14 protein-coding genes and 2 pseudogenes are annotated in these 11,646 nt (G+C 44.7%); 13 read left to right on the plus strand and 3 right to left on the minus strand.

Annotated elements, in window-relative coordinates; all coding sequences use genetic code 11:
- Positions 1 to 75: 75 nt before the first annotated feature.
- The 8 genes from V2H45_RS01180 to V2H45_RS01215 all read left to right on the plus strand — a co-directional run bounded on the left by V2H45_RS01180 (position 76) and on the right by V2H45_RS01215 (position 5,607).
- On the plus strand, positions 76 to 669 hold the full coding sequence (locus V2H45_RS01180) for a sulfite oxidase-like oxidoreductase (protein WP_330481767.1): 594 nt from the start codon (positions 76 to 78) through the stop codon (positions 667 to 669).
- Between the two features lie 26 nt (positions 670 to 695).
- Positions 696 to 1,484, plus strand: coding sequence for a hypothetical protein (locus V2H45_RS01185; protein ID WP_330481768.1), 789 nt, complete (start codon positions 696 to 698; stop codon positions 1,482 to 1,484).
- A gap of 186 nt (positions 1,485 to 1,670) precedes the next feature.
- Complete coding sequence (locus tag V2H45_RS01190) at positions 1,671 to 1,844, plus strand: hypothetical protein (RefSeq protein WP_330481769.1); 174 nt, start codon at positions 1,671 to 1,673, stop codon at positions 1,842 to 1,844.
- A 201-nt stretch (positions 1,845 to 2,045) separates the two neighbouring features.
- A complete protein-coding gene (locus V2H45_RS01195) occupies positions 2,046 to 2,315 on the plus strand; it encodes a YciI family protein (protein WP_330481770.1) in 270 nt (89 codons plus the stop codon).
- A 118-nt stretch (positions 2,316 to 2,433) separates the two neighbouring features.
- Positions 2,434 to 3,153, plus strand: coding sequence for a photosystem II biogenesis protein Psp29 (gene psb29 / locus V2H45_RS01200; RefSeq protein ID WP_330481771.1), 720 nt, complete (start codon positions 2,434 to 2,436; stop codon positions 3,151 to 3,153).
- A gap of 150 nt (positions 3,154 to 3,303) precedes the next feature.
- Positions 3,304 to 3,657, plus strand: a complete 354-nt coding sequence (gene cutA / locus V2H45_RS01205; RefSeq protein ID WP_330481772.1) for a divalent-cation tolerance protein CutA — start codon at positions 3,304 to 3,306, stop codon at positions 3,655 to 3,657.
- Entirely contained in the window at positions 3,654 to 4,316 is a 663-nt protein-coding gene (gene lipB, locus V2H45_RS01210) for a lipoyl(octanoyl) transferase LipB (RefSeq protein ID WP_330481773.1), read from the plus strand. Before cutA ends, lipB begins: the two co-directional genes overlap by 4 nt.
- Positions 4,317 to 4,521: 205 nt before the next feature.
- Positions 4,522 to 5,607 carry a serine/threonine protein kinase gene (locus V2H45_RS01215; RefSeq protein WP_330481774.1) on the plus strand — a complete coding sequence of 362 codons (1,086 nt, stop codon included), beginning with the start codon at positions 4,522 to 4,524 and terminating at the stop codon, positions 5,605 to 5,607.
- A gap of 35 nt (positions 5,608 to 5,642) precedes the next feature.
- On the opposite strand, the pseudogene V2H45_RS01220 reads toward V2H45_RS01215, so the two are convergent.
- Positions 5,643 to 5,954: pseudogene (locus tag V2H45_RS01220) on the minus strand (RNA polymerase subunit sigma-24); the annotation flags it as partial.
- A gap of 132 nt (positions 5,955 to 6,086) precedes the next feature.
- On the opposite strand from V2H45_RS01220, the pseudogene V2H45_RS01225 reads away from it, so the two are divergent.
- The 4 genes and pseudogenes from V2H45_RS01225 (at position 6,087) to V2H45_RS01240 (ending at position 8,067) form a co-directional block, all read left to right on the plus strand.
- Positions 6,087 to 6,446, plus strand: a pseudogene (locus tag V2H45_RS01225) (YciI family protein).
- Positions 6,447 to 6,578: 132 nt separating this feature from the next.
- Entirely contained in the window at positions 6,579 to 6,992 is a 414-nt protein-coding gene (locus V2H45_RS01230; protein ID WP_330481776.1) for a YciI family protein, read from the plus strand.
- A 53-nt stretch (positions 6,993 to 7,045) separates the two neighbouring features.
- Entirely contained in the window at positions 7,046 to 7,456 is a 411-nt protein-coding gene (locus V2H45_RS01235; RefSeq protein WP_330481777.1) for a VOC family protein, read from the plus strand.
- Between the two features lie 137 nt (positions 7,457 to 7,593).
- Complete coding sequence (locus V2H45_RS01240) at positions 7,594 to 8,067, plus strand: VOC family protein (protein WP_330481778.1); 474 nt, start codon at positions 7,594 to 7,596, stop codon at positions 8,065 to 8,067.
- Positions 8,068 to 8,256: 189 nt separating this feature from the next.
- On the opposite strand, the gene V2H45_RS01245 is transcribed toward V2H45_RS01240, so the two are convergent.
- Positions 8,257 to 9,090: a hypothetical protein gene (locus V2H45_RS01245; RefSeq protein ID WP_330481779.1), complete on the minus strand. Its 834-nt coding sequence runs from the start codon at positions 9,088 to 9,090 to the stop codon at positions 8,257 to 8,259.
- Positions 9,091 to 9,287: 197 nt separating this feature from the next.
- On the opposite strand from V2H45_RS01245, the gene V2H45_RS01250 reads away from it, so the two are divergent.
- A complete protein-coding gene (locus tag V2H45_RS01250; protein ID WP_330481780.1) occupies positions 9,288 to 10,358 on the plus strand; it encodes a hypothetical protein in 1,071 nt (356 codons plus the stop codon).
- A gap of 51 nt (positions 10,359 to 10,409) precedes the next feature.
- Here the strand turns inward: V2H45_RS01250 and V2H45_RS01255 are convergent, their stop codons facing one another.
- Positions 10,410 to 11,249: an SWIM zinc finger family protein gene (locus V2H45_RS01255; RefSeq protein WP_330481781.1), complete on the minus strand. Its 840-nt coding sequence runs from the start codon at positions 11,247 to 11,249 to the stop codon at positions 10,410 to 10,412.
- Positions 11,250 to 11,646 lie beyond the last annotated feature (397 nt).

Consider the following 11,646-nt stretch of genomic DNA (forward strand, 5'->3'; position numbering starts at 1 on the left):
ACACTCAAACCCCATCACTACCCACAACTGATAACTGATAACTGACAACTAATAGCTATTTTCTTTAGGTGAATTATGTTTGGAGGACTATTTTCTAAGTCTCAAGACCAAAACAAGAATCGAATCCCACCTGGTCAGCGCTTGACTAACGGATTTCCGATTATGACCTATGGCACGACACCTCAAGTCACAACCGAAGAATGGCAGTTTAAGGTTTGGGGACTTGCCAAAGAGATAACCCTTAGTTGGTCAGATTTGATGGCATTGCCACAACATGATTTCACCATCGACTTTCACTGCGTTACCACATGGTCGAAGCTAGATGTGCAATGGACAGGGGTGAAAGTGTTGGACTTTATGAAGTTAGTAGAACTCGACCCGAAAGCTGCTCATGTCCTACAGCATTGCTATGGCGGCTACACCACCAACATTGCCCTCGATGACTTTTTGCTCGAACAGAATTTCTTTGCCCATACCCTGCAAGGCAAACCCTTACCCGTGGATAATGGGGGACCTTTGCGCTTGGTCGTGCCACACCTCTACGCTTGGAAAAGTGCGAAATGGATTAATGGACTAGAGTTTCTCGAACAGGAGAAGCTGGGCTTTTGGGAGCGCAATGGCTATCATCGTCGCGGCGAACCTTTTGCCGAAGAGCGCTACAGTAACTGATTATGCGCTTTATTTTTAGGTCTTCTGTGTTTAAACGTTCTGTATTTGGTATAGGGCTTTCCACGCTCTCTCTTTTAACTGCCTGTCAATCAACGCCCACAAGCGTGCCGACGGAAGTGATCCAAAAAGCCGAGAGCTATCTCCGATCGCAACTCAAACTGTCAACCTCTGTAGAGATCGCTACCCAAGCCCAATCCGTTCAGCAATTGAGTCAAGCTGACCTGTGCCAAACGGTTGCGCCTACCCAAACTGGGTTTGAAATTGTGCTGCAAGCCGAGAGCAGCCGCTATACCCTGCATACCAATCAAGATGGCAGTGCGATCGAGCTATGTAGTTCCGAAGATGCTAAGCCTGACAGCACAAACAAATTTTCTGGAGCGGGCTATACCCTACGCTATCCCAAAGATTGGCAAGTTAAAGATGAAGGGCTAGAAGCCTCTGGGCAAAATCTGGTAAGGTTTAGCTCGCCTTCCTCTGACCCGAATAACCAAAGCTATGCGATCGTAGCGCGGATTCCCATGGATAAATCGGACAGTCAATCCGTAACCGCTTTAGAACCTGCCGCTGAAACGCCTAAAGACCTAAAATCTACTGCCTATGATGTCAAGAGTAAGGGTGGAAAGTCAGGTTCTCAGTTGGAATATACGCAAAAAATCGCCAACAAATCAGGAACCTCCGCAAATTGGCGAGTTAAAGTTTTATTAATTAATGTAGAGAAATTTTCATATCGAATCTATTCCTATAAACCAGAGTCAGACACTTCGCCAGACAAGATGTTTGACCTATTCGTCGATAGTTTCACATTGATTAAATAGCCTTTAAGTTATTAACGAGTATTAAGTTCTTTACAGGGATTTGTAAAAGATTTATTGAGAATTACTAGGTAAGCGTTTGACTGTTGTAGGTTGTTAGTCGTGAAAGCAACTTTTAGCGATTCACTTTACTGACTGCTATTTTTCAACCGTTATTTAAAAACTTATTCCTGATAAGGCTTAAAAATTATGTACAAGAACACCACAAAAGATCCTCTCGTCGCAGCAGTTACAGCGGCAATGGGAGCTGGGACGGTTGCCTGTATTAGTGTCAGTCAAGGTCAAAATGTTTTTGTCGGAATTGGCATCACTATCTTTGCCACAGCCCTTGCTCTGATCGTTGATAAATTTTGTTTCAAGTAAGCTTCATCCTTCTTGGATATTCAGGTTTTAAGGAGATTTCCAACAAACAAATTACCTGATGTAGGGGTAGTGGATGGTGTGTGCCTACCCCGTGGTATCTAGGGCAACCACAGGGGGATTGCCCCTACAGTATTTGGTATAAATTTTCTGAGATATCACCTAAGTATTCTAATTATGATGAGAGCTGAAGATTTCTAAATTATGAAGAAGTACGTAATGTGGGGCAGCTATTGTGACAATGTGTTAGAAAAGCGAGCCCCTTACCGCCAAGCCCATCTCGATAACCTCAAGGCTCTACATGAGTCGGGGCAGTTAACTACAATTGGGCCGACGCAGGATGTAACCAAGGTTTTTGCCGTCTATGTAGCGGCGGATGAAGCCTCGGCAAGACAGTTAATTGAGTCCGATCCTTACTGGCAAAACCAAATTTGGACAGACTATGAAGTGCATGAATGGGTACAGGTCTACTAGACTTTTAATGCCCTAAGATTTGTCGCACCTTTAGATAAATCCTCCCTTAGCAGAATGCCTAGATTCCTATCTATGAGATGATGGAATTATTAATTTTGCCTTTAGGTTTTTGTCCATCGTGAATACTGTTCGCACTGTTTCTGATACCAAACGTGATTTTTACAGAGGGTTTCCCAAGCCTGTAAATTCAATTTACCGCCGTGTAATCGACGAACTGTTGGTAGAGATCCATCTGCTAATAGTGAGCCAGCCTTTTGCCTATGACTCCATCTTTGGACTTGGTGTTGTAACTTCTTTTGACCGATTCACGGTTGGCTACAGTCCTGAAGCAGATCGTCACACGATTTTTACGGCTTTAGCTCAAGCATTGCACTTTAACCCCGAGCAACTGCGCCAAGAAGCTTCTCAACTCAGCGAACTTGCCATGCGATCTCCTGCTGAGGTCAAAAGTTTGCTGACAACTTTAGAAGCCAATGTCAATCTCGATCCTTTGATGCCACAGGTGCGCGCGATCGCGGCAAACCCCAAATTTAAGTACAGCCGTCTATTTGCCGTGGGTATTTTTACATTGCTAGAAATCGTCGATCCTGAGGCGATCGCTGACAATGACAAACGTCAAGATTTAATTAAGCAGGTGGGCGAAGCTTTAAAGATTGGCTCCGAACGCTTATTTAAAGACCTCGATCTCTATCGCTCTAACCTTGAGAAAGTTGCCCAAGCCCGTCAGATGATGGCCGATTTGGTAGAAGCAGAAAAGAAAAAGCGGCAGAGACAAGCAGAGCAAAATACCAGCAAAGCAGAGACAACTCCCGAAAGTCAAGAAAGTCCCTCAACCTAACTGTCGTCATTCTGGAAGTTTGGATGGCAAAGTCAGATTCCAGAATGATGAAATTGCAAAAGAGTGCTGTATGCTGCAAGATATTCGGACTAGAAATTGTAATTTTTCTAGCTCAAACTTTTATGTAAATGCACAGCATGTAAACGCCTGATGTACTCAGATCCTATGCAAGGGGATGACGATTTAGTCATCGTGATGACAACATTGCCAGATCAAGGGATGGCAACAAGGTTGTCACAGATTTTAGTTGAAGAACATCATGCCGCATGCGTACAGGTGTTTCCCGGGTTAATCTCGACCTATTTTTGGCAGGGAGAAATCTGTACTGAGTCAGAATTTTTACTCATGATCAAGACCTTGTTGAGAAACTATGATGCCTTAGAAGCAAGGCTGAGATCGCTGCACCCCTATAGCGAACCAGAGATTATTGCTGTACCTGTGATTGCCGCCAGTCAAGGCTATCTGCGTTGGGCAATCCATTCTTTAAATCGTGAGCGATCGTGAGACGTTCTTGTTATCTATATCAAAGCGATCGCCCCATTCCCTATTTGACCGCTTGGCAGTGGCAGAGAGAACTGATGCTGGCACGTCAGCAAGATAGTCAGTTATCCGATGTTCTTCTATTAATGGAACATCCACCTGTATATACTTTGGGACAGGGTTCCAGTTTAGAATTCCTCAAATTTGATTTAAGTAATCCTGAAATTGAATGCCATCGCATCGAACGGGGTGGAGAAGTTACCTATCATGCACCGGGTCAGATTGTCGGTTATCCAATTCTAAATTTAAATGCCTACAAGCGAGACCTGCACTGGTATCTGCGGCAACTAGAACAAGTGATTATTCATGTATTGGAGCAATACAGTCTCTCCCCTAGTCGGATTCAAGGCTTAACAGGGGTATGGGTGGATGGACAAAAAATCGCCCAAATCGGCATCAAGGTCAGTCGGTGGATTACGATGCATGGCTTTGCTCTGAATGTGAATATGGATTTAGCAGGATTCGAGCGAATCGTGCCCTGTGGAATCAGCGATCGCACCTGCTGTAGTCTGTCTCAATTCATTCCCAATGTGGAACTTGCGAACGTCCGAAATCAAGTTGCAGAAGCTTTTGCAGAAATATTTGAAATAGATTTTTTGGATTCACCTTTAGACTGGTCTTGACACAATATTTACTTAGAGAAACGTAATAACAAGTTCAATTAAAATTCCAACAGTGCAAGATTTGAATTCCTCCCTACGCGCTGTCTGTCAAAAAACTACGTCGCAGCTTTTTGAAAATGGTATTACCTTCGTCATTACGAGCAGGAATTGCGAATTAATTCTATTTAGAAGGTAAAATGCTGTTACTGCAAACAAGGCTTTAATTATGCGACTCTGTATCAACCCCCATTGCAAGTCTAGCGATCGCCAAAATCCAGACACCATAGAGTTTTGCGAGAACTGTCGATGCGAATTGTTGATCGATCGCACCTATGCTGTAAAGCGTTTGCTCAGTGACAATACTGGCTTTGGCACAATCTACGAAGTAGAAAATGAGAGGCAACAGCCCAGAGTACTTAAAGTTCTCAGACCTGAATTTAACGAACAGCCTAAAACCATCTCACTTTTTCAACAAGAAGCTTTTATCTTAGGTAAAATCGATTCCCCTGGATTACCCAAAATTGATGGTTATATCCATCACCATCTACCAGACAGCACAATTTTGCATGGCATTGTGATGGAAAAAGTGGAAGGAATCAATCTTTATGAATGGATAACTACACATAAACCTGTCTCCGAGAAAATGGCGATCGCTTGGCTGCGTCAAATTGTGCGGGTGTTGCAAGTCGTGCATAAAAACGGTTATTTCCATCGCGATATTAAGCCCGAAAATATCATGCTCAAGCCATCGGGGAAGCTGACCTTGATTGACTTCGGCACAGCTCGAGAAGCCACCTACACCTATCTGGCAAAGATCGGCAGTTTAGGTGGCATCACGAAAATTAATTCTGCTGGTTATACTGCGCCAGAGCAGTCACGCGGCTTTGCGATTCCACAGTCAGATTTTTATTCTTTAGGAATGACTTTTATCCATTTAGTCACAGGTAAGCATCCCCTCGATCTTCACGATCCCCATACAGATATCTATAACTGGCGTCCATCTGCGATGCAGCTCTCTGATGATTTTGCACAACTGCTGGAACGTTTGATTTCGCCTAGACCTGTCGATCGCCCCACTGACTGCGAAGCAATTTTGCATATGCTTGACGAACTCGATCGCCTGTCCAAAGAAAACCAAACCGAACGTCAAACTCAAGTAAAGAAAAAGCTCAAACAGCAAAGTAGAAATAAGGTTTGGCTAGGTTTTGCGGTCGTTGCCTTTTTGGGATTGACAGGCTATGCGATCGGCATTTTCTATCGAATTCTTCCTTCACCCGTTCCACTCCCAACTCCAATCGTTCAACCTAAGTAATCATCGGTACCCATTCTTGTGCCGAATTATAAATATCAGGGTTGAACTTCACCCAGTCTTCGTTCGAGAAAGCGTCGTTCGCTCACCATTGCGACCGCCACTGCACGATTGAGCGACACGATTGGCGAAGGTTGTAAGCGATCGAGCAAATCGTAAAGTCTTACGATCTGCTTCCAATCGGTTTCCTCTGCTCGTGTTGCCTGACAGTGCAGGGCAGCGATCGCGGCTTGCACTGCGTAGGAGTTAGTGCCACCAACACACAACGACTCCTCCACAAGCGGTAATGCCTCGGCAATTTGCTGGTGGTTCCAGCGGATGCGATCCTGTTCTTCCAGCAAATCGACATCTAATTTTGTGGTCGGCATAACCTAATCATAAAAAACATCTGTTAAGGTGTCGATTTGAGCGATCGCCGTTCGACCAATAAATAGAGGGATGCATAGAGAAAAGTTAACCGAGGCAAAAACGGAGGCAGATCGATGAAATACATGATGCTGATTTATATGGAAGAAAATGCTTTGAGCGAAACCGAGCGGGAGCAATGCTATGTGAAGTCCGCCTAACTTGCCCAAGAACTCCATGCTAATGGTCAGTTTATATCCACCGCACCGTTACACCCAGTCACCATGGCGACCAGCATTCGCGTACGTGAGGGCAAATCGTTGGTTACCGACGGCCCATTCGCAGAAACGCGCGAACAACTAGGTGGGTTCTTTCTCACTGATGTCGAGGATCTTGACGAAGCGATCGCGATCGCAGCTCGAATTCCTGGGGCGAGTGTCGGCACGGTCGAAATTAGACCCGTGGTTGAAGTTGCTGGCTTGCCAGAGAAAAAATGAAGAGGTTTCATGTAAAGATATGTTTGATATTTGTACAAATATCAAACATATCTTAGAATAATGACGTTTGCAAGCGAGAGCGATGCGTCCCCAGCATACCCATAGACAAACAGTTCTTTAGGAGATACTTCCATGCGATTTATGATGTTGATGATTCCAAAAGGCTACGAGAACGCAACCCCTGGAACGATGCCCGAACCAGAGGCGGTTGAAGCGATGATGCAATATAACAAAGCGTTACAGGAAGCTGGAGTACTTCTATCCCTTGAAGGCCTTCATCCACCATCGATGGGAGCCCGCATTGCGTTTTCAGGCGGTAAGCCAGAAGTTACCTATGCTCCTTTTGCGGGCGTGCAGGAAGTCCTTGGTGGCTACTGGATGATTCAGGTGAAGTCAAGAGAAGAAGCGATCGCTTGGGCTTTACGCTGTCTAGCTTCAGAGAACGAAATCCTTGAAATTCGCCAGATTCAAGAATTTGAGGATTTTACCCCTGATATACAGGAAGTCGCATCTGAATTTATAGAAATGCAAGCTCAGGCGGCATAAGGCTCAGGAAATCAATCACACAGAAATCATCTATCCACAAATAGGAGAATACAATGCAACTCAATCCTTATCTCTTTTTCAATGGTAACTGCCAAGAAGCCTTTGAGTTTTACGAGCAATGTCTCGGTGGCAAAATCGCCATGAAGTTCCTCAACGAGAATGCCCCACCAGAAGGACAAATGACTGAAATGCCTGGCGAGAAAATCATGCATATCCGTCTCGAAGTCGGTGATTGGGTTTTGATGGGAGGCGACTGCCCTCCCCAGATGTTTGAAGAAAGTAAAGGCTTCCGCGTCAATCTCGCCATTGACGATCCCGCAGAGTCGGAACGCATTTTTCACCTTTTGGCAGAAAATGGAACCGTGCAGATGCCCATTCAACAGACCTTCTGGGCTTTCCGATTTGGCATGGTCACCGATCGCTTCGGTACCCCTTGGATGGTGAACTGCGAGAAAGAATCCTAGACCTTGATTCTGCAAGCAAGGAAAAAAGCTGCGATCGCTTTCATAGGAAATTTCCCCTCTGTAATTGTGGAAAACCTGCAAAGCGATCGTGCGAACGGTAAGGCAATTGAATCCATAAAGCAAAGGAGTAAAACATCGTGCAAAAAATCACCCCACATTTATGGTTTGATGGAAAAGCTGAGGAGGCTGTGGACTTTTATACCTCCATTTTTAAGAATTCAACGATTGTAAACGTTGTACGGTATGGAGAAACTGGCCCTGGAGAAAAGGGAACGGTCATGGTTGTGGCATTTCAAATCGACGGTCAAACCTTCGTAGCCTTAAATGGCGGTCCGCAATTCACCTTCTCTCCAGCCATATCGTTTGCCGTGAATTGCGAGAATCAGGAAGAGGTAGACGCGTTGTGGGAGAAACTCTCTGAGGGCGGAGAAAAACATAGCTGTGGTTGGCTTCAAGACAAATACGGCGTGTCATGGCAGATTATTCCTTCAGCCTTCATTGAGATGATGCATGACAAAGATGTGGCAAAAACGCAACGAGTTATGCAAGCCATGATGCAAATGCAAAAACTTGATATTAAAACCCTAAGGGAAGCCTTCGATCGGGAGTAATGTTTTGGGGTGGCTATTTTGGCAGCCTAGTTGACCAATTTGGCATTCACTGGATGTTCAACTGTGAAAGCAAAAACTAATCGAAACAGAACAAAGCGTTAGTCTTTGTTCTGTTTCGATCCTAAATGACTCCTAAATGAATTGCAACGATTTGTAGCGCAGACATCTTGCCTGCAAAGGCTTATCCAATTACAACCTAGGTGGGACTGGATCGGTTATGGGGTAAGGTGGCTGGGTCATGTTGTGCAGCGTTACAGGATCTGATGTGCGAATTCCCACTAAGCGATATTTTTTGGTATAGGTAGGAGCGATTTCTGGGGCTTCCACCCATTCATTCGTTGCCACAAACTCTTGCGAGGAACTACCGCTTAAGCCAGTACCGACAGGTGTACTGCTGCGATCTGCGCCAACAGTCGATTTAGATGCTTCATCTCTGGATGGAGCGGCGGCTGAAGGTGGCTCTTGGGGTCTCGGCATGGTCTCTACGGCGATCGCTTTGCGTTTGATCGGTACAAATGTCACCTCAATTAAACCTAGATCGGGATTATTGACACCACCATCTCGATCCAAACCAGGATTCCCTTCTTCCAGAACGATGAATTGCTTGGCGATCGCAAGGGGTCTTTCTAAGGTAACCGTGCGATCGCAGATTAATCCATCAATAATTGGAACCCCGTCGATCTTGACGCTGACCGCACTGGTATAGGCAGGTGAGGAAATTTCAATTTTGTAGGTTTCTCGAATGGCAACATTGATATAGCCTCTAGGATCGGCGCGGCGGATGTTTCCACTCTGGTTAATGGCGATCGAGACAGCAGAGTTTTGAAGCATATTGTATCTGGGTGGCACTGAGGATATGGTGGGCAGTGGCGTGGCTTCCGTAGCGTTATTCTTGAGCTTCTCATCTTTTAAACGACTGGAAATAGCTGACGAGTCGCTCCAATGAGGATAACCAGCAATGGTAATACCGCCAATCAATGCAACAGCAATTGCAAAAACGCGTAGGGTTAGTGGGGTAAACATGAGAAGCCTCAGATTTCAATTACCTTAAATTTACCCTAATTAACCTTGTGGTTTTTTATGGTTACAATTTTGGTAACGAGATCGAAAAACAGGCTGGGATTAAATCAATCCTATTGGATTTGTTAAGTACGGACAATTCATACATTGCCTCTTGTATCATTTAGGATCGCTATATGTACATATTGATTTGTGGCTGAATGAGGAACGGTATGCGATCGCAATTACATCTTTTACTCTTTGTTTTGTTCGGTGCAGTTGTCCAAACCACGGTTGCCTGTACAAATCAACAGACTGCCAATACGGATGCAACTCAACAAAAAGTTTTAAACGCAGATACTTCGAGTCAAGAGCCTACGGCAAGTGCGTCCAAACAACCGACAGCGGGTGCTGATAAATCCATGCCACAACCAACACTAATCGCAGGAACTTACAATCTCGGCTCCCGATACATTACGATCGCAAATCAAGGAAATCGCACCTGTTATGAAAGTTTTTCTACACCCTCTGGACGCTATGCATTATCTGTTGGGGAAACTGCAGGTTCTTTGACCTCTGAAAAAGATTATTTTGCGATTGATGGCTGGAAAAAGTATGGGAAAGCCCTAACCTTACGTCAGAGCGGAAGAAATCTTCTGATTACCGATCAAAACGGTTCGCCAGAGGAATATACTTTCTTTCAACCGATCGCGAATGACAAATACTCAGAAGTCTTGGCAAAGTGCCTAAACAGTACGGATTCTTTTTTTGAACTGCAACCTGGGTATAGCATTTCTAGCACCACAACTCAGACTGATACGCGATCGGCAGTGACGGGTAACCTATTGACTCCCGAACAAATAGCCCAACTCAAGCAACTACCAATTCCCATCGTCGCACCAACTTCTCTTCCTAGTGGCTTTCGCTTGGTAAAAGCCTCTGGTGAGAAAGCCAAATATGCCAACGGTGATGACGATTCTGGCTACATCATTGCCTATGAGGGCGAAAACAACACCTGCATTAGTGTCACCTCTTCTCAATCTGGTTCGCGCGGGCTAGAAAAAATGAGAGATGAACAGACGGAATTTGGCACGTTAGAAGTTTACATAGAAAAAGCCCGTGACAGCAGTGTCAGAAACATCGTCACATTTTTGGGGCTTAAAGGAAATCTTGTATTGATTTCAGGTGGAACCCTGCCAGACAGCAATGCGGATGGTGGATGGAGGACATGTCGTCCTGTTCCCATGGCAACCTACGTTCAAGTGTTGAAATCGCTGTCAACCGTAAAGTAAGTTTGTGCGCTCCCTATACTTGGAGGATTAATTCTAATAGAGTACTGGAATCTATAGTAATGCTGAATTCTTTGTTTTCACTCGTTCGTAGAGTTCCTCCATCGTTCCAATAAACGAACTATCCTTTTGCCAAAAGGGAGGATTATCGCCTTGCTTTTTGATCGCGATCGCTGACACGCTACTAGGAGGTGAGAATGGAATTGCTTGGGGTAAGCGCTTATGTCCTTGCCAAAACTGTTTGAGTGTGGGTACTTCCGCGCATAAAGAGGTTTCGGGCTTTGTGAAGTAAGAGGTTGAAGGCTTTAGCTCAAGGGCATGTTCGTCTAGCTCCGATGCCAGGGCTTTGCCAAGAGGCGATTTAGCTAGCTCAGTTTGCAAAGCTTCTTTTGATAGACCCCGTAACTCAAATAAAAGGAATGGATCGTGATCGAGTTCGCCAGCTAGTCGGTAACATAGACCCGCAATATGTTTGCAAGGGTTGGAAAAATCGGGACAAGAGCAATCTGTTTTCAAATCTTTGCGGCTACGTGGTAGTAGACTTTGACCGACTTCCACAAAGCTATCTTCAATATTCTCAGGCACTTCGTTGAGCAATAGTCGCGCCACCACACTTGCTTTGGAGGACATATGCTGAATAATCGTTGACCAGTCTTTCGCTGCGATCTTCGCCATCGCAACCTCGGTGTGATACTTCGGTTCTTTGTAAACCCCAAAATAAGGATTGACATTGCCGCGAACGATCGCAGTCACAATCCCTTTGGTAATATCAAAACTGAGAATGCGGCTATCACCCGCATAAGAGCGTCCACGTTGCAGCCGACCTGAGTCAGTGAAAGATTCCAACGCACCGATAAATTTTTGTCCCCACCATGTTTTACTGTGTTTTGCCATTTTATTGCCCCAAAACCCTAATCAAAACGATACTTTGGCAGTGCGAGACTTTAGTTGTTACACAAGTCTAGAATATTTAGTCTAAAAGCAAAAGCTAATCGGAGAAAACAGTGTTATAGAACTGATCGTTAGACCACTTGCAACCAAATTTCTATTATTTTCCGTATAACACTCTTATACGGAATGATATCTAGAAAAATTCTCTATAATGTCACTATTGATTATGTTATCAAGAAAGTTTTCGTATGATCACCCTTTCATCCCCTTAAACCCACCGAAGTCAAAACCTTGAGGTTTCCTTGCAGCAGAATTACGGGTTTGGAGATGAGGGAGACTGGATTCCTATAGAACCCATTTGAGATCTTAAGAAGTGGCTGCAAGTCTCTTCAGCATTAGC

Origin of the sequence: Tumidithrix elongata BACA0141, assembly GCF_036349135.1 — a bacterium.
GTDB classification, from domain to species: Bacteria; Cyanobacteriota; Cyanobacteriia; order Pseudanabaenales; family Pseudanabaenaceae; genus Tumidithrix; species Tumidithrix elongata.